The 16,675-nt window shown below is 64.6% G+C and carries 19 protein-coding genes; 8 read left to right on the forward strand and 11 right to left on the reverse strand.

From position 1 onward, the window contains the following. Positions 1–61 precede the first annotated feature (61 nt). The gene (locus ACOZK4_RS18480) at positions 62–562 is read right to left on the reverse strand and encodes a DUF2244 domain-containing protein (RefSeq protein WP_421593134.1); all 501 of its coding nucleotides are present in this window, start codon (positions 560–562) and stop codon (positions 62–64) included. 22 nt (positions 563–584) lie between these two features. On the opposite strand from ACOZK4_RS18480, the gene nth reads away from it, so the two are divergent. Beyond that, the gene (gene nth / locus ACOZK4_RS18485) at positions 585–1,340 is read left to right on the forward strand and encodes an endonuclease III (protein ID WP_421593135.1); all 756 of its coding nucleotides are present in this window, start codon (positions 585–587) and stop codon (positions 1,338–1,340) included. Here nth and ACOZK4_RS18490 read toward each other — a convergent pair. Further along, positions 1,330–1,902, reverse strand: coding sequence for a TetR/AcrR family transcriptional regulator (locus tag ACOZK4_RS18490; RefSeq protein WP_421593136.1), 573 nt, complete (start codon positions 1,900–1,902; stop codon positions 1,330–1,332). The genes nth and ACOZK4_RS18490 overlap by 11 nt on opposite strands. An 84-nt stretch (positions 1,903–1,986) precedes the next feature. On the opposite strand from ACOZK4_RS18490, the gene ACOZK4_RS18495 reads away from it, so the two are divergent. Then, on the forward strand, positions 1,987–2,412 hold the full coding sequence (locus ACOZK4_RS18495; RefSeq protein ID WP_421593137.1) for a VOC family protein: 426 nt from the start codon (positions 1,987–1,989) through the stop codon (positions 2,410–2,412). Here ACOZK4_RS18495 and ACOZK4_RS18500 read toward each other — a convergent pair. After that, the gene (locus ACOZK4_RS18500) at positions 2,395–3,120 is read right to left on the reverse strand and encodes a sulfate transporter family protein (RefSeq protein WP_421593138.1); all 726 of its coding nucleotides are present in this window, start codon (positions 3,118–3,120) and stop codon (positions 2,395–2,397) included. The two genes, ACOZK4_RS18495 and ACOZK4_RS18500, sit on opposite strands and share 18 nt — an antisense overlap. A gap of 156 nt (positions 3,121–3,276) precedes the next feature. On the opposite strand from ACOZK4_RS18500, the gene ACOZK4_RS18505 reads away from it, so the two are divergent. After that, positions 3,277–5,310 (forward strand): HAMP domain-containing methyl-accepting chemotaxis protein, encoded by a 2,034-nt coding sequence (locus ACOZK4_RS18505; RefSeq protein ID WP_421593139.1) that lies wholly within the window; start codon positions 3,277–3,279, stop codon positions 5,308–5,310. Positions 5,311–5,326: 16 nt separating this feature from the next. Here ACOZK4_RS18505 and ACOZK4_RS18510 read toward each other — a convergent pair whose 3' ends face one another. Together ACOZK4_RS18510 and epmA are read right to left on the reverse strand one after the other, a co-directional pair. Further along, the gene (locus ACOZK4_RS18510) at positions 5,327–6,382 is read right to left on the reverse strand and encodes a lysine-2,3-aminomutase-like protein (protein ID WP_421593140.1); all 1,056 of its coding nucleotides are present in this window, start codon (positions 6,380–6,382) and stop codon (positions 5,327–5,329) included. Next, on the reverse strand, positions 6,379–7,443 hold the full coding sequence (gene epmA / locus ACOZK4_RS18515) for an EF-P lysine aminoacylase EpmA (protein WP_421593141.1): 1,065 nt from the start codon (positions 7,441–7,443) through the stop codon (positions 6,379–6,381). Before epmA ends, ACOZK4_RS18510 begins: the two co-directional genes overlap by 4 nt. A gap of 151 nt (positions 7,444–7,594) precedes the next feature. On the opposite strand from epmA, the gene efp reads away from it, so the two are divergent. Both efp and ACOZK4_RS18525 read left to right on the forward strand, forming a co-directional pair. Further along, the gene (efp, locus tag ACOZK4_RS18520; protein ID WP_313530963.1) at positions 7,595–8,164 is read left to right on the forward strand and encodes an elongation factor P; all 570 of its coding nucleotides are present in this window, start codon (positions 7,595–7,597) and stop codon (positions 8,162–8,164) included. 123 nt (positions 8,165–8,287) lie between these two features. Then, positions 8,288–9,280, forward strand: coding sequence for an adenosine kinase (locus ACOZK4_RS18525; protein WP_421593142.1), 993 nt, complete (start codon positions 8,288–8,290; stop codon positions 9,278–9,280). On the opposite strand, the gene ACOZK4_RS18530 is transcribed toward ACOZK4_RS18525, so the two are convergent. Continuing rightward, on the reverse strand, positions 9,273–9,812 hold the full coding sequence (locus ACOZK4_RS18530) for an SH3 domain-containing protein (RefSeq protein ID WP_421593143.1): 540 nt from the start codon (positions 9,810–9,812) through the stop codon (positions 9,273–9,275). The genes ACOZK4_RS18525 and ACOZK4_RS18530 overlap by 8 nt on opposite strands. Positions 9,813–9,994: 182 nt before the next feature. On the opposite strand from ACOZK4_RS18530, the gene ACOZK4_RS18535 reads away from it, so the two are divergent. Beyond that, positions 9,995–10,999 (forward strand): 2-hydroxyacid dehydrogenase, encoded by a 1,005-nt coding sequence (locus tag ACOZK4_RS18535; protein WP_421593144.1) that lies wholly within the window; start codon positions 9,995–9,997, stop codon positions 10,997–10,999. A gap of 88 nt (positions 11,000–11,087) precedes the next feature. Here the strand turns inward: ACOZK4_RS18535 and ACOZK4_RS18540 are convergent, their stop codons facing one another. Genes ACOZK4_RS18540 through recF form a run of 3 tightly spaced genes read right to left on the reverse strand, consistent with a single transcriptional unit; the run spans position 11,088 to position 13,446 of the window. Beyond that, positions 11,088–11,561: a GNAT family N-acetyltransferase gene (locus tag ACOZK4_RS18540; RefSeq protein ID WP_421593145.1), complete on the reverse strand. Its 474-nt coding sequence runs from the start codon at positions 11,559–11,561 to the stop codon at positions 11,088–11,090. Then, positions 11,558–12,325 (reverse strand): molybdopterin-synthase adenylyltransferase MoeB, encoded by a 768-nt coding sequence (locus tag ACOZK4_RS18545; RefSeq protein WP_421593146.1) that lies wholly within the window; start codon positions 12,323–12,325, stop codon positions 11,558–11,560. The genes ACOZK4_RS18540 and ACOZK4_RS18545 overlap by 4 nt, the downstream gene beginning before the upstream one ends. After that, positions 12,322–13,446, reverse strand: a complete 1,125-nt coding sequence (gene recF / locus ACOZK4_RS18550) for a DNA replication/repair protein RecF (RefSeq protein ID WP_421593147.1) — start codon at positions 13,444–13,446, stop codon at positions 12,322–12,324. Before recF ends, ACOZK4_RS18545 begins: the two co-directional genes overlap by 4 nt. A 219-nt stretch (positions 13,447–13,665) precedes the next feature. On the opposite strand from recF, the gene ACOZK4_RS18555 reads away from it, so the two are divergent. Next, positions 13,666–14,343 carry an HAD family hydrolase gene (locus ACOZK4_RS18555; RefSeq protein ID WP_421593148.1) on the forward strand — a complete coding sequence of 226 codons (678 nt, stop codon included), beginning with the start codon at positions 13,666–13,668 and terminating at the stop codon, positions 14,341–14,343. Between the two features lie 4 nt (positions 14,344–14,347). Here ACOZK4_RS18555 and ACOZK4_RS18560 read toward each other — a convergent pair whose 3' ends face one another. After that, the gene (locus ACOZK4_RS18560; RefSeq protein WP_421593149.1) at positions 14,348–14,962 is read right to left on the reverse strand and encodes a TetR/AcrR family transcriptional regulator; all 615 of its coding nucleotides are present in this window, start codon (positions 14,960–14,962) and stop codon (positions 14,348–14,350) included. A gap of 98 nt (positions 14,963–15,060) precedes the next feature. Here ACOZK4_RS18560 and ACOZK4_RS18565 point away from each other — a divergent pair, with 98 nt between their 5' ends. Then, entirely contained in the window at positions 15,061–15,297 is a 237-nt protein-coding gene (locus tag ACOZK4_RS18565) for a hypothetical protein (RefSeq protein WP_313530976.1), read from the forward strand. 50 nt (positions 15,298–15,347) lie between these two features. Here the strand turns inward: ACOZK4_RS18565 and dnaJ are convergent, their stop codons facing one another. Further along, the gene (gene dnaJ, locus ACOZK4_RS18570; protein ID WP_117367282.1) at positions 15,348–16,472 is read right to left on the reverse strand and encodes a molecular chaperone DnaJ; all 1,125 of its coding nucleotides are present in this window, start codon (positions 16,470–16,472) and stop codon (positions 15,348–15,350) included. Between the last annotated feature and the right edge of the window lie 203 nt (positions 16,473–16,675).

A 16,675-nucleotide genomic window follows, 5' to 3' on the forward strand; every position in this document is an offset into this window, starting at 1 on the left:
TCCTGTGCCGCCAGAAAAGCATGGCGCGCGTGGGCTCGCCACCCGATTCCTGCCGACCCGTTCAGTAACCGCGTTTGACACGGGCCAAGGCGCCGGAAAAGGCCGTGGCGAAGCGCTCGCGATCGTCGAGCGGCAGGAAGGTGCCGACATCGGTCTCGCGGCCGTTACCGCGCACATGCATGGCGGTGATGCCGATCTTGGCCTTGCGCGACACCTGGAAGCGCGCCCAGAACGGGTTGAAGACATGCTCCGTCTCGCGGCCGGACGGGCTGATCTTGCGGATGGAGATGTTGGTGCGCGACAGCGAGACCACCTCGCGCGCTTTGGCCGCCCGGTTGTTCAGCCAGAAGGCGCCGAAGAGGATCAGGAAATCGAGCCCGAAGAACAGCACAACCGGCCATGCACCCGAGATCAGGAACACCGCCATATGGGCAAAGGTCAGCGCGCCGGCGATGAGGAAGAAGATACGGTAGCCGGTGCGCCCGAGCGACCGGTAGGGATGCAGCTCGGCCGAGAAGACCGGCAGCTCGTTCATCGTGATGTCAGCGTTGCCTTGCGTCATGAGCGAGGATTATAGAAGCACCATGGAAAACGGAAAGATCAAAAAGACGGCGGCCCCCCGCCGCAAGGCGCCGGCCCGGCCGAAAAGCCTCTATTCGCAGGACGAACTCAAAGAAATCTTTCGCCGCTTCTCCATCCAGCGGCCGGAGCCGAAGGGCGAGCTCGAACATGTGAATCCGTTCACGCTCGTCGTCGCCGTCGCCCTTTCCGCGCAGGCGACCGATGCCGGCGTCAACAAGGCGACGCGCGCGCTCTTTGCCGTCGCCGACACGCCGGAAAAGATGCTCGCGCTCGGCGAAGACAAAGTGCGCGACTACATCAAGACGATCGGCCTCTACCGCAACAAGGCGAAGAACGTCATCGCGCTCAGCCAGATGCTGGTCGACCGGTTCAACAGCGAGGTGCCGCGCACCCGCGAAGAACTCATCATGCTGCCCGGCGTCGGGCGCAAGACGGCGAATGTCGTGCTCTCCATGGCCTTCGGCCAGGCGACGATGGCGGTGGACACGCATATCTTCCGCATCGCCAACCGGCTGCGCCTTGCCCCCGGCAAGACACCCGACGAGGTGGAAGAGAAGCTGATGCGCCTCATCCCCGACGAATATCTCTACCACGCCCATCACTGGCTGATCCTGCACGGGCGCTACTGCTGCAAGGCGCGCCGGCCCGAATGCGAGCATTGCGTCATCGCCGATCTATGTCGATCGCCGGAAAAGACCTGCGACGTGCCGGCGCCCCTGGTGGAGCTGCCGGCACAGCTGTTCGGCCCTACGCCCTGAGACCATCGATGAGGTTGGCAATCGCCGCCTCATAGGCCTTGCGGTCCACTCCCGCCTCGATGGCGATGGCAGCACGGTCGAAGGCGGCGGAGAGCAGGTCCGTCAGCGCCTGGAGTTTTTCCGCACCCGCATGCGGCCCGAGCAGGTCGCGGAGGCCGGTTTTCAGCGTACCCTCGGCATTGTCCCGGTCGATGGCGAAGGCATCTTCGAGGCCAATGACGGCGGGCGCTTCCAGCAGCAGAAGCCGCGTGCGGCCGGGTTCGGCCATCGCGTTGAAATAGGCGCAAGCGCCTGACAGCAGCGCATCACGCGGCGTGCCGGAAGGCATAGAAGCCGTCTCGATCTGCGCGGCGACGGCTTGCGCCTCGCGCTCAAGCGTGGCGCGAAACAGCGCCCGCTTGTCCTCGAAATGATGATAGAGCGCGCCGCGCGTCACGCCGGCCTCCGCCACGATGTCGGGCGTCGCCGTTTCGGCATAGCCCTTTTCCACGAACAGCCGCCGCGCTGCCTCGATCAGAGCCAGCCGCGTCGCTTCCGTGCGTTCTCTATTGCTGCGTGCCATCTCGCCTCTTTACATACAAACTGCATGTATGTTAATTGATAGAAACATGCAGACTGTATGTTTATTTTCGCGAAAGGCAAAGCGATGAAAACGACCAGCTACTATCCCGTGATCATGACCGACGACGTGACGGGGACTGCAGAATTCTACACGGCGCATTTCCGGTTCGAGGCACTCTTCACCAGCGATTGGTACACCCACCTCCAATCGAAGGAGGATGAGAAGGTGACGCTTGCGGTGCTCGACGGCAGCCATGAGACGATCCCCGCCGTGGGGCGCGGCAAGGTCTCGGGCCTGCTCCTGAATTTCGAGGTCGAGGATGTCGATGCCGTCTATGACGCTGTGCGCGCCGCCGGACTGCCGATCCTGCGCACTATCAGGGACGAGGATTTCGGCCAGCGCCATTTCATCACCGCCGATCCGAACGGCGTGATGATCGACGTGATCAAGCCGATCCCGCCGAGCGCCGACTTCGCGATCCTCTATGACGCATCAGTTCTGCCGCAGTGAGAAATCCCGGTCCTTGCGGCTCAAGGCCTTGTGGAGATGCACCATGAGGCCGGCCGCAAAGAGCGGCGTCATGAGGTTGACAATGGGGATCGCCAGGAAGGCCGCGATCAACAGGCCGGCAAGCAGCACCGTGGACGCGTGTTTCGACCTGAACAGCCGTGCCTCCGCCGGCGTGCGGTAGCGCATCGCGGCGAACTCGAAGAATTCCCGGCCGAGCAGATAGCCGTTGACCACGAAGAAGGCGACCAGATTGACGCCGGGAATGAACAGCAGGAACAGCGCGATCAGGTTGCCGAGAAGCACGATGCCGAGGAACTTGATCGAGCCCGCTATCGCCTGCCCCATCGGCAGCGCCACGCCCGGCGTTTCCGCGGGATAATCGCGTTTCTCGATAACCTCGGCGACATCATCGAGGAAGAAGCCGGCGATGATGGCCGTGACGGGCGCGAGCAGCAGGGCAAGGCCGAGCGCCAGCCCAATGCTTGCGACAACGCCGAAGACGAGGGTGAGCCAGCCAGCCCAATCCGGCAGGTCGGGCATGAAAGCGCCTTGCAGCCACGGCCAGGCAAAGGCGATGAAGGTTTCGCGCAGCCCGAACCAGATGACCACAAGGGCAAGCAGCGTGAGGCCTAAAACCTTCCAGAAGACGCCGCGCGTCTCCGGAGCGAAGAGATTGGCCAGCGAAAGACGGGCAGCGTCGAGGATCATCGCAAACTCCTGTTCGCCCCCGCATGTAGGGTGTGGAAAAGCGCCCGGCAAGGCAGGCCTTCGCAACCTCCCATTAAGCCGGCGTTAAACGACGATCCCTAGACTTTCGCGCACTCTTACGCGGCTCGCCGCCGCCATAAAATTCAGGGAACCGTCATGCGTAATGTCCGGATCAGCAGGTTGCTACCCGCCCTCTTCCTGCTCATGGTGGTGCTGGGCGGCCTGCAGGGTGCCGTCGCCTTCCGCTCGCTCTCGGCGATGACCGGCCATATCGAGCGCATCGGCACGGACCGCATGCCGCAGATGAGCAGCATCCTGCAGCTGAGCCATGCCTTTTCCGAGCTGAACGCCACCTATTCCGAACATCTGCTCTCGATGGATCCGGACGAGATCGGCCGTATCGAGGCGCGCATCAAGGAGCGCGCCGATGCCTTTGCCGGAATGGTCGACAGCTACGGCGCGGCCAATACGGGCGACGCGGCGACGACGGCGGAGGTCGATGGCATCAAGGCGACGCTGAAGACCTATCTCGACGAATCCGCCAAGCTCATCCAGTTCTCCGCCATTGCCGCCAAGGGGCCGGCGCTGGAAGTCTATAAGGGCCCGATGCAGGCGAGCGCCGATGCGATCACCGCCTCGCTGAACGATCTCGTCGCGCGCACCCAGAAGGTGACGGACGAGACGATCCTGTCGGCCCGCGCCGAGGAGGGCTCCGCCTTCGCGCTGACCTGGGCGTCGCTTGCCGCCGCCATGGGCCTCGCGCTTGCCGCCATCCTCCTCGTCAACCGCCGCGTCGTGAAACCGCTCACCGGCCTGGGTGCCGCGATGAAGCGGCTCGCCGAAGGCGACACGACCGTCACCATTCCCCATGCCGACCGTACCGACGAGATCGGCGAAATGGCTGGCACCGTCGCGATCTTCCGCGACAATGCCGCCGATCGCCAGCGCCTGGAGCGCCAGAGCGAGGACGACCGCCGCCGCGCCGATGGCGAGCGCCAGGCCCGCGACGCCGAACGCACCCGCGACAGCGGCCGCGTGCAGGAAGCCGTTGCCAGCCTTGCCGATGCGCTCGGAAAGCTCGCATCCGGCGACATGACCTGCCGGATCGAAAAGCCCTTCGACGGCGACCTCGACCGGCTGCGCGAGGATTTCAACGCCTCGGTCTCGCGCCTCAGCGACGCGCTGCGCGAAGTCGGCGAAAACGCCCGCGCCATCGATGCCGGCGCCAGCCAGATCCGCGCCGCTGCCGACGATCTGTCGCGCCGCACCGAGCAGCAGGCCGCCTCCGTCGAGGAAACCGCCGCAGCCCTTGAAGAGATCACCACGACCGTCAAGGATTCGACCAAGCGGGCGGAAGAGGCCGGCGCACTGGTCGGCCGCACCCGCACGGGCGCTGAAAAATCCGGCGAGATCGTGCGCCGCGCCGTCGCCGCCATGCAGGAGATCGAAAAATCCTCCAGCGAGATCACCAGCATCATCGGCGTCATCGATGAGATCGCCTTCCAGACGAACCTGCTGGCGCTGAATGCCGGCGTAGAAGCAGCGCGTGCCGGGGAAGCGGGCAAGGGTTTTGCCGTCGTTGCGCAGGAAGTGCGCGAACTTGCCCAGCGGTCTGCCAAAGCTGCCAAGGAAATCAAGGCGCTGATCAACACGTCCGGCGAGCAGGTGCGCACCGGCGTGTCGCTGGTCGGCGATACCGGCCGCGCCTTGCAGACCATCGTTACCGAGGTGCAGGAGATCAACAGCCACGTCGTAGCGATCGTCGAGGCCGCGCGCGAACAGTCGACCGGCCTTCAGGAGATCAACACCGCCGTCAACGCCATGGACCAGGGCACGCAGAAGAACGCCGCCATGGTCGAGGAGACGACGGCGGCAAGCCACGGCCTCGCCTCAGAAGTGCAGGCGCTGAACGCGCTGATCGGCCGCTTCAATGTCGGCGGCAGCGCGGCGGCCGGCCGCTCCATGCAGGCGCCGCATCTCCACATCGTGCCCTCTACCCCGGCCTCGCCGGTCATGGCCGCGCCGGAACCGGCCGTCGCCCGCAAATCGCCCGGCCAGTGGAACGTCAAGGCGGCCACCGCAAAAACCCGCCCGGTCAGTTCGCCCGCCCTTGCGCTCAGCGAAAAGCTTGCCGGCGCATTGGGCGTGCGGCAGGAAACGGGCAATGACGGGGACTGGGAAGAGTTTTGAGAAAGGCCTTTAGGGCCTAACCCTCTTCCGGCGGATACAGATGCGTTTCCCCGCGAAAATCGCGCAGGCGGAAACAGCCGTCGTCCGCCTCTTCCACCGCCATGGAATCCGCCCGCACCTTGCCGTGGCCGCCGGGAATATCGAGGATATAAGCGGGCTGGCAGAGGCCGGAGACGCGGCCGCGCAGGCGCTCGGTAAGCGCCCGGCCTTCGGCAAGCGTCAGGCGGAAATGCGACGTGCCGGGCGCGAGGTCCGGGTGATGCAGGTAATAGGGCTTTACCCGGTTCTCGACGAAGCTGCGCATCAGCGCGGCCAGCACATCCGCATCGTCGTTGACGCCCTTCAAGAGCACCGTCTGGCTGATCATCACCATGCCGGCGTCGACGATGCGGGCAATAGCGGCACGGGCGTCTGCGGTGAATTCGCGCGGATGGTTGGCGTGCAGCGCCACATAGGTGGTCTTGCCCGAGGCTTTTAGTGCATCGATCAGTGCGGCATCGATGCGGACGGGATCGACGACCGCCACGCGGGTGTGAAAGCGCACGATCTTCACATGCTTGATCGCGGCAAGCCGCTCCATCATGTCGCGCAGCCGGCGCGGTGACAGCACGAGCGGGTCGCCGCCTGTCAGAATGACTTCCCAGATTTCCGGCCGGCCGGCAATATAGGCGATGGCGGCATCGAGTGCTGCCGGCGTCAGCGTGCCAAGGCCTTCCGGCCCGACCATCTCGCGGCGGAAGCAGAAGCGGCAATAGACCGGGCAGACATGCACGGCCTTCAGCAGCACGCGGTCGGGATAGCGGTGCACGATGCCCTCGACGGGGCTGTGCGCGAGATCACCGATCGGGTCGGCCCGTTCCTCCGGCAGCGTCACCAGTTCGGCGGCATCGGGCACGAACTGGCGGGCGATGGGGTCGAGCGGATCGTCGGCATCGATGAGCGCGACGAGCGGCAGCGTGACGGCAACCGCATAGCGTTCGGCGACGGCGGCAGTCTGCATGCGTTTCTCTTCCCGCACGAGACCGGCGGCGACAAGATCGTCCACGGTGGAGAGGCTGCGGGCCGCCGTCACGGCGCGGTCTCCGCGACGGGTGCCCAGATCACCTGGTCGATGCGCGACGCGCCGGTCGCCAGCATGACCAGTCGGTCGAAGCCAAGCGCGATGCCGCTTGCCTCGGGCATCACCGCAAGGGCCGCCAGAAAATCCTCGTCGAGCGGATAGGTCTCGCCATAGACGCGGGCCTTCTCCGCCATTTCCAGCTCGAAGCGGCGGCGCTGTTCGGCGGCGTCCGTGAGTTCGCCGAAAGCATTGGCGAGTTCCACGCCGCAGGCATAGAGCTCGAAACGCTCGGCCACACGCCGGTCGTGCGGCGCGGGACGGGCGAGGGCTGCCTCGGCGGTCGGGTATTCGCAGAGAATGGTGGCGCGGCCGAAACCGAGTTCGGGCTCGACCTTCTCCACCAGCACGCGGCTGAACAGATCGGCCCAGGTGTCGTCACCGGCAACCCGCAATCCGCCCATTCGCATGGCCGAGGCAAGTCGTTCGCGGTCCGTCGAACCATCCGGATTGATCGTGGCCAGCAGATCGATCCCGGCATGGCGCCGAAACGCGTCCGCCACTGTCAGCCGTTCGGGTGCAAGCTGCGGATCGCAGGTGGCGCCGCGATAGGTGAGCATGGAGGCGCCCGCGATCTCCGCGGCAAGCGCCAGCATGGACCCGCAATCCTCCATAAGCACGTCATAGGTCTCGCCCGCGCGATACCATTCCAGCATGGTGAATTCCGGATGGTGCAGCGGGCCGCGCTCGCGGTTGCGATAGACATGGGCAAAACAGGCGATGCGCCGTTCGCCCGCCGCCAGCAGCTTCTTGCAGGCGAATTCCGGCGAAGTGTGCAGGTAAAGCGGCGTTTCCACGCCCGAATGGCCGATGGCCACCGTCTCGAAGGCGTGCAGATGCGCCTCGTTGCCGGGAGAAACCTGCAGCGTCGCCGTATCGACCTCGATGAAATCGCGCGCGGCAAACCAGCCGCGCAACGCCGCCTGGATGCGATTGCGGGCGATGAGGAACGGCCGGCGGTCGGCATGGACGTCTGGTGTCCACCAGGGCGAAGGTTTTTGGCTTGTTACGCTCATGTGACAGGTTTCTTCGGCCATACCGGCGGCAAGACTGGCCTTTTGCCTTGATATAGGATAGTTGCGGCCCCGAATACGCACTTTCAGCGTTCGCGGAAACGTCCTTAAGCGGTCCTCTACGACGCGAACCATCCACTTACAAGGAAGACTTATGGTAAAGATCATCGCCTCTTCCGTCCGCAAGGGCAATGTCCTCGAGGTCGAAGGCAAGCTCTATGTCGTGCTGACGGCGCAGAACTTCCACCCCGGCAAGGGCACGCCGGTCACGCAGGTCGACATGCGCCGCATCTCCGACGGCGTGAAGGTCTCCGAACGCTACCGCACGACCGAACAGGTCGAGCGCGCCTTCGTGGAAGACCGCGAGCACAACTTCCTCTACGAGGATGGTGAAGGCTACCACTTCATGAACCCGGAGAGCTACGACCAGCTGACCATGTCCCACGAAGACATCGGCGACCTCAAGGCCTATCTCCAGGAAGGCATGACGGTCATCCTGTCGGTGCATGAAGGCGTTGCCATCGCCATCGACCTGCCGCGTCACGTCACGCTCGAGATCGCCGAGACGGAACCGGTCGTGAAGGGCCAGACGGCTTCGTCGTCCTACAAGCCGGCAATCCTGTCCAACGGCGTTCGCACGCTGGTACCGCCGCACATTTCGGCCGGCACACGCGTCGTCATCGCGACGGAAGACGGTTCCTACGTGGAACGCGCCAAGGACTGATCGGGCCTCGTCCCGTATGAAGCCGCCCGCCGGAAATGGCGCGGCGGCTTTTTTTCTTCCAACTGCCGGAAAATCCGTTAAGACCGAATACCGGCTCTTACCCAATCGAGACGGGACTTCCGCATGACCAAATTCGACGTGCTGACGGTCGGCAATGCCATCGTCGACATCATCGCGCGCTGCGACGAAAACTTCATCACGGACAACGGCATCATCAAGGGCGCGATGAACCTCATCGACGCCGAGCGCGCCGAACTCCTCTATTCGCGCATGGGCCCCGCACTCGAAGCCTCCGGCGGCAGCGCCGGCAACACCGCCTCGGGCGTCGCGAGCTTCGGCGGCAAGGCTGCCTATTTCGGCAAGGTCGCCAATGACCAGCTCGGCGACATCTTCATCCATGATATCAGGGCCCAGGGCGTGCATTTCGAGACGAAGCCGCTCAACGGCACGCCGCCGACGGCACGCTCGATGATCTTCGTGACGCCGGACGGCGAGCGCTCGATGAACACCTATCTCGGCGCCTGCGTCGAGCTCGGCCCCGAGGACGTGGAAGAGCAGGTCGTCGCCGACGCCAAGGTCACCTATTTTGAAGGCTATCTCTGGGATCCGCCGCGCGCCAAGGATGCGATCCGCGCATGCGCGCGCATCGCGCATGCCCATGGCCGTGAAATGTCGATGACGCTGTCGGACAGTTTCTGCGTGCACCGCTACCGCGGCGAGTTCCTCGACCTGATGCGCTCCGGCACCGTCGACATCGTCTTCGCCAACAAGGCGGAAGCGCTGGCGCTCTACGAGACTGAGGATTTCGAGGAGGCGCTCAGGAAGATTTCGCAGGATTGCCGGCTTGCGGCAGTGACGATGAGCGAGGAGGGATCGGTCATCCTGTCGAAGGGTGAGCGCACCAAGGTGGAGGCGATCAGCATTCCCTCGGTCGTCGATACGACAGGTGCCGGCGATCTCTATGCCGCCGGCTTCCTCTACGGTTACACCGCCGGCCGTTCCTTTGCCGATTGCGGCCGTCTCGGCAGCCTTGCCGCCGGCCTCGTCATCCAGCAGGTCGGCCCCCGCCCGCTGCAATCGCTGGCGGCGGAGGCGAAGGCGCGCGGCCTTATTTGAAGGCTTCGCCGGGATAGGCGCCCCAGATCTCGTTCTGCGAGACCCAGCCGGCCGTGCCGTCCACTTCGGCACGGCACCAGTCGCCGTTGCATTCGCCGACCTTAACGACGACGCCGGGCTGGATCTTGGCCACCAGCGTCGCGTTCGACATGCCCTCGCGGCGCATGTTGACGAAGATATTCTCGCCCTTGCCGCGCATCCACGGCGCGGTGATGGCCGTGCGCTCGCCTGACAGCAGCGCCTGGTTCACCCAGCCTTCCGTGCCGTCGGCATCGCGGATGCGGCGCCAGTTATCGTATTCCTGGATGATTTCGACCGGCACGCCGGATTTCAGAAAACGCCAGGACACCGCATAATCGACGCTCGGGCCGACACGCAGGTTGACGCTCTTGGCTTTCAGGCTGACGAAGCGCGGCAGCGGCAGGCCGCTCGGTCCCTTGGCTGCCTGGGCATGGGCGGCCTCAAGGCCTGCGACGGAGAGAATAATGCCCGCAAGGGCGATAAGGCTGAGACGTACGACAAGGTTACGCATGGACGATCCGCACACATTTTTGAGGGGGCATCGGGCTGCCATGCCGGTCAGCGGTAGCAAATCGCGGGGACCGCATGACGGGCGGATTGTCTTCGCGACCGGGTCTGGTAGAAAATGCCCCTGATGAAGCAATCCTTGCCCAACTTGGTTAAGGACCCGTCAACAGGACGCCGGAACATCCCATGACGCAGAAGAAAAAACCGAAGGTCTATATCACCCGCCGCCTGCCCGAGGTGGTGGAGACCCGGATGCGCGAACTGTTCGACGCAGAACTCAACATCGACGACACGCCGCGCAGCCAGCCGGAGCTCGTCGCCGCCGTGAAGAGCGCCGATGTTCTGGTGCCGACGCTCGGCGACCGGATCGATGCCGCGCTGATCGAGCAGGCCGGGCCGCAGCTGAAATTGATCGCGTGTTTTTCCAACGGCGTCGACAATGTCGATGTGGAGGCGGCGGCAAAGCGCGGCATCACCGTCACCAACACGCCGAACGTCTTGACCGAAGACACCGCCGACATGACGATGGCGCTGATCCTCGCCGCCCCCCGGCGCCTCGCAGAAGGCGCCCATATCCTGACCGACCGCAAGGGCGAATGGGCCGGCTGGTCGCCGACCTGGATGCTCGGCCGCCGCATCTGGGGCAAGCGCCTCGGCATCATCGGCATGGGCCGCATCGGCACCGCCGTCGCCAAGCGCGCCAAGGCCTTCGGCCTCTCCATCCACTATCACAACCGCCATCGCGTGCGCCCGGACACCGAAGACGCGCTGGAAGCGACCTATTGGGACAGCCTCGACCAGATGCTGGCGCGTGTCGATATCGTCTCGGTCAATTGCCCCTCGACGCCCGCCACCTTCCACCTGCTCTCGGCCCGTAGGCTCGAGCTGATGCAGCCGACGAGCTATATCGTCAACACGGCGCGCGGCGGCATCATCGACGAGACGGCGCTGATCAAGTGCCTGCGTGAGGGCAAGATCGCCGGCGCCGGCCTCGACGTCTTCGAAAACGAGCCCGCAGTCAGCCCGAAGCTCCTGAAGCTCGCCGCCGAGGGCAAGGTCGTGCTTTTGCCGCATATGAGCTCGGCCACGATCGAAGGCCGCGTCGATATGGGCGAGAAGGTCGTCATCAATATCAGGACGTTCTTCGACGGCCACCGCCCGCCGGACCGCGTGCTGCCGAGCCGGATCTAAAGCATTTCCAGCCGAAGCGCCTTCGCTTCGGCGTCGGACAATGCAACAAACACAAGAATCTAGAACATTTTTGGTAACCGGAAATGGTCTAGGTCAGCGTCTTGCGCATCTCGATTGCCGTGATGCGGTCGAAACCGGGATGGGCGTATTCGCCCGTCCTGACAAACCCCCAGCGCGCGAAGGCGGCATGATTGCCTGTCAGTTCGATGCGCGTTTCCAGCCGCAGCGCCGGCAAGCCCAGGTCGCGTGCCAACTTCTCGGCCCTCTCCAGCAACAGTTGCCCAGCGCCTCGGCCCTGAAAGCGCGTCCCGACCGCGAGCTTGCCGATATAGAGCGACTCGGGCTCCGGCCGGCAGAAGATGCAGCCGAGCAGCATTTGCCCCTCCATGGCCGCGTAGGCGATTTCCGCTTCAGCCTTCGCCACGAGCGAGGCCGGCGTCAGCCGATGTGCGGAGGATGGCGGGTCGATGACGCCGTCCATATAGGCGAAAGCGTCGAGGATGAGCGAAAGCAACTCATCCCATCGCGCGAAATCCGGACCGATACGGATAACGGCCGTCATGTCTTCACCGTCCGGCGCCTTGCATATTTCAGGGTCTCGAAACGGGCGGCCAGCCCGTCATAGAGCAGCAGCCGACCGACCAGCGGCTCACCAGCGCCCGTGACGAGCTTGATGACTTCCATCGCCATCAGCGTGCCGACGACCCCGGTCAGCGCCCCGACGATACCGGCCTCCGCGCAGGCCGGCACGACGCCCGGCGGCGGAGCGGATGGGAAGAGATCGCGGTAGCCGGGGTTGAGCTGGCCATCCGCAGCAGCCTCATAGGGTTTCAACACGGTCAGCGAGCCGTCGAAACGGCCGACGGCGCCGGTCACCAGCGGAATGCGCGCTTCCTCGGCCGCATCGGCCGACGCATAGCGCGTTTCGAAATTGTCGGAGCCATCGACCAGAAGATCATAGCCGGCTAACAAACGGGCTGCATTCTCCGTGGTCAGCCGTTCGGCGACACCGGAAAACCGCACATGTGGGTTGAGGCGGGCGACGGCAGCCTCGGCACTCTCGATCTTCGGCGTGCCCAGGCCCGCCGTGTCGTGGATCACCTGGCGCTGGAGGTTGGAGAGCGAGACGGTGTCGTCGTCGAGCACACCGATATGGCCGATGCCGGCGGCGGCGAGATAATGTATGACAGGCGCGCCGAGACCGCCCGCGCCGACAACAAGCACATTCGCCGCCTTCAGCTTCTGCTGGCCGGAGCCGCCGATCTCGGCCAGCACGATATGGCGGCGGTAGCGGTCGATTTCTTCGGGGCTAAGAGGATCCGTCATGCCAGAATGCCTCCGTTCGAGACGGTGAGGAACTGCGCCCGGTCGCCGAGCGCATCGAACATCGACCGATCCGTGCCGGTCATGAAGGACTGGCCGCCGAGCGCGTCGACCCGGTCGAACAGCGCAGCGCGCCGGCCCTCGTCCAGATGGGCGGCGATTTCGTCGAGCAGCAGCACCGGCGCATGGCCGGTCATGCCGGCGACAAGCCCGGCATGGGCGAGGATGAGGCCGATCAACAGCGCCTTCTGCTCGCCCGTCGAGCAGCGCTCGGCCTCCATGTCCTTCTCGCGATGGCGGATCAGCAGGTCGGCGCGGTGCGGCCCGTCCAGCGTGCGGCCGGCGCTCGCGTCGCGGTAGCGCCCGCTTTGCAGCATGTCGAGATAGATCTCCTCGATCTCGTAGGCCGGGCGCTGCCATTCGGCGTCGAGAAAGCCGGAGAGCCGCAGCGTGGCGGAGGGGAACGGCCCGTCGTCGCGCGCGGCTTCCACCAGGCCGGAGAGCAGGCTGACGAGCTCGTGGCGGGCATGCGCCATGGCAATGCCGAGTTCGGCCATCTGCTTTTCCAGCGCCGTCAGCCAGGCGGGATCGGGCCGATGGTCGGACAACAGCCGGTTGCGGCCGCGCATCGCCTTTTCGAAATCCGCCGCACGCCGGCCGTGTTCGGGATCGAGCGACAGCACCAGCCGGTCGAGAAAGCGGCGGCGGTCGGCCGAGGGGCCGGTGAAGAGACCGTCCATGGAGGGCGTCAGCCAGACGACGCGCAGGTGATCGAGCAGTTCGTCGACGGTTCGCACCGCGGTGCCGTTGAGGCGCAGCTTTCGCGCCGTGCCCTCATCACCGCCTTCCGTGCCGGTGCCGATATCGACCTCGCCCATCATGCCGTCGAGCGTGGCGAAAACGGAGAAACCGCCATCGCTGCCGGCGCGCGGCACATCCGCATAGGCGGCACGGCGAAGGCCCCGGCCGGGCGAGAGGAATGAGACGGCTTCCATGAGGTTCGTCTTGCCCGCGCCGTTCTGCCCGGTCAGCACGACATGCCGGCCATCGAGCGACAGCGACAGGCCCGCATAGTTGCGGAAATCCGTGAGCTTGAGGCGGGAGAGGGAAACCTTGTGCGGCATGGTTCGAGAGCTAGAGCATTTTTCCGCGAAGGGGAATCGTTTGTCGGCGCATTCTGCCGGGAGCAACAGAAAGATGGGGTGTCTGGCGCGCGGCATCAACGTCAAGAGTGTTCCGCGGGACACGAAGGCGTGAAGCCGGTTGCCTGCCCGGGCGGGAGCGGGTAATCCAAACCTCCCGCCGCGCTTAGCGCCTCCCCTCCCGGCCAGCAGGTTTTCGTCTTGTCCCTTTCAGCCCGTCCCGTTTTCGACCGCAGCTTTTCCGCCTTCCTGTTCGACATGGACGGCACGATCATCAATTCCATTCCGGCGACCGAACGCGTCTGGAGCAACTGGGCGCGCAAGCACGGGCTCGACGTCGCGGCCTTCCTGCCGACCATGCATGGCGTGCGCGGCATCGATACGATCACGCGGCTTGGCCTGCCCGGCGTCGATCCGCTCGCCGAGGCGAAAGAGGTCGAGCGGGCGGAGATGGAGGATGTCGAGGGCATCGTTCCGATTCCGGGCGCAATCGAATTCCTCTCGGCGCTTCCGATGGGCCGCTGGGGCATCGTGACATCAGCACCGGTGGCGCTAGCCCATCGCCGCCTCGCCGCGACCGGCATTCCATTGCCGACGGTCATCGTGACGGCGGATGATGTGACGAAGGGCAAGCCGGCGCCGGATGGTTATATCCTCGGCGCCAAACGCCTCGGCTTCGATCCGGCCGATTGCCTCGTCTTCGAAGACGTGCCGGCCGGCATTCTGGCCGGTGAAGGCGCCGGTGCCCATGTGGCCGTGATGACGGCGACGCATCACCATCCGATCGAGACCAACCATCCGCTTTTGAAGAGCTATGAGGGCGTCACGTCCGAGGTGGATGCCGACGGCAAGCTGCGCCTTCTACGCACAGCCGGCTAAGGATTTATGCTGCTGGCCGCGTGGCGATGCCGGATAGCACCGTATCGACAACGGCATCGATCTCCGCGTCGGTCACGTCGAGCCGTTCCGTGAGCAATCGGCCCCAGGCAAAGCTGGAGATGAGTTCCGTGGTCAGCGTGGGGTTCACATCGGCGCGCACCTCGCCGCGCGCCTGCGCCTTCTCGATGATCCTACCGCTTTGGCTGCGGCGGTCGGCCATATAGGCCGAAAGGGCTGCCAGCGCGTCGCGATCGCCCTGCGCCTTCGCCACCACGCAGCGAAACACTTCGCCGCCCGTGCCCTCCCGCCAGGTCGCCAGGATGCCCGTCAGATAGGCGCGCAGGTCCTCGCGGATGTTGCCCGTGTCGGGGAAGATGAAGCTGGTGCGCTTGCGGCAATGATAGACATCGAGCAGCAGCGCCGCCTGTGAGGGCCACCAGCGGTAGATCGTCGGCTTGCCGGCCCGCGCGCGCTTGGCCACCGCCTCGATCGAGAAACCGTTCAACCCGTTTTCCAGGAGCACCGCTTCGGCCGCAGCGAGGATCGCCGCCTCGCTCTCGGGATTGCGGGTCGCGCCGATCGAGCGGCGGGCAGGGGTGGTTTCGGCGACGTCGGACATAGGATTTTCCTTTTTTACCCTTCTAGCACGAAAGGTACTTGAACGGAACGTTTCGTTTCTATATAAACGAAACGTTCCGTTTTATAAAGGTTGCTCCCATGACCACCGCCTCCAACTCCCGCAAGCTTTCCCGGCTGCACCTGGCGCTCGCCACGCTCATTCCCGTCTATCCGCTGATCACCACGATCCTCTATATCGTCCTGCCGCTCACCGAGGGCTGGACGATCTGGCAGCGCACGGCCGTCATCGCCCCCATCATGGTCTTTGCCATGGTCTTCATCGTCTCGCCCTTCGTGCAGAAGCGGTTTTCGAACTTCTTCCTGCGGTCGGCATGAACAAAGCCGGGGTGTTTCCACCCCGGCTTTGTTTGGTCTCTTGAAGGCGCTCAGCCCTCGAAGAATTCCTTCATCCGCGCGAAGAAACCTGCGGATTCCGGGTTGTTGTCCTTCGAGGAAATCTCCTCGAATTCCTTGAGAAGCTCGCGCTGGCGCTTGGTCAGCTTCTGCGGCGTCTCGATCTGGATCTGGATATAGAGATCGCCGACCTGATTGGAGCGCAGCACCGGCATGCCCTTGCCCTTGAGGCGGAACTGTTTGCCGGCCTGCGTGCCCTCCGGCACCGAGACGCGCGACTTGGTGCCGTCGAGCGTCGCGACGTCGAAGGTGCCGCCAAGCGCCGCCGTCGTCATCGAGATCGGCACGGCGCAATAGAGATCCGCCCCGTCGCGCTGGTAGAATTCATGCGGCTTGACCGACAGGAAGATATAGAGATCACCCGCCGGACCGCCGCGAACGCCGGCCTCGCCCTCGCCCGACAGGCGGATGCGTGTGCCATCCTCGATACCGGCGGGGATGTTCACCGACAGCGAACGCTCTTCCGTGACGCGGCCGTTGCCGTGGCACTTGGTGCAGGGATCGGTGATCGTCTGGCCGCGACCGTGACAGGTCGGGCAGGTGCGTTCGATCGAGAAGAAACCCTGGGCGGCACGCACGCGGCCGGAGCCCTGGCAGGTCGCGCAGGTTTTCGGGCTGGTGCCCGGCTTGGCGCCGGTTCCGGTACAGACATCGCAGGTGATCGACGTCGGCACGCGGATCTGCGCGGTCTTGCCGGCATAGGCCTCTTCCAGCGAGATTTCCATGTTGTAGCGAAGGTCGCCGCCGCGCTCACGGCCACCGGAGGAGCGCCGCTGGCGCCCGCCGCCCATCATCTCGCCGAAGATATCTTCGAAGATGTCGGAGAAGCCGCCGCCCTGGAAGCCGCCGCCACCGCCGCCCATGCCGCCCTGTTCGAAGGCGGCGTGGCCGTAACGGTCATAGGCCGCGCGCTTCTGCGCGTCCTTCAGCGTCTCGTAGGCTTCGTTGACTTCCTTGAACTTCTGCTCGGCAGACGCATCGCCCGGATTCTTGTCCGGATGGTACTTCATCGCCATCTTTCGGAAGGCGCTCTTCAGCTCCTTCTCGTCGGCGGTCTTGGAGACACCCAGCGTCTCGTAAAAATCAGCTTTTGCCATTCGGGTTCACGTCCGTTTCGTTGGAACGGTCTTCTTGTTATGGACCTGGAAGCTTGCCTTAGCCTGCGTGCCTGAAAAGCACGCATGCAAAAGGCGGAAGCCGGGCGAAGGAAAGACCATGACATCGTCACCGCTGAAAACGGGGGTGATCATCTCGGCCTTGTTCCCTTCGCGCTGACTTCCGCCTTTTTGCTATCCGATTG

This window comes from Shinella sp. M27, from assembly GCF_049199905.1.
In the GTDB taxonomy this organism is placed as follows: Bacteria; Pseudomonadota; Alphaproteobacteria; order Rhizobiales; family Rhizobiaceae; genus Shinella.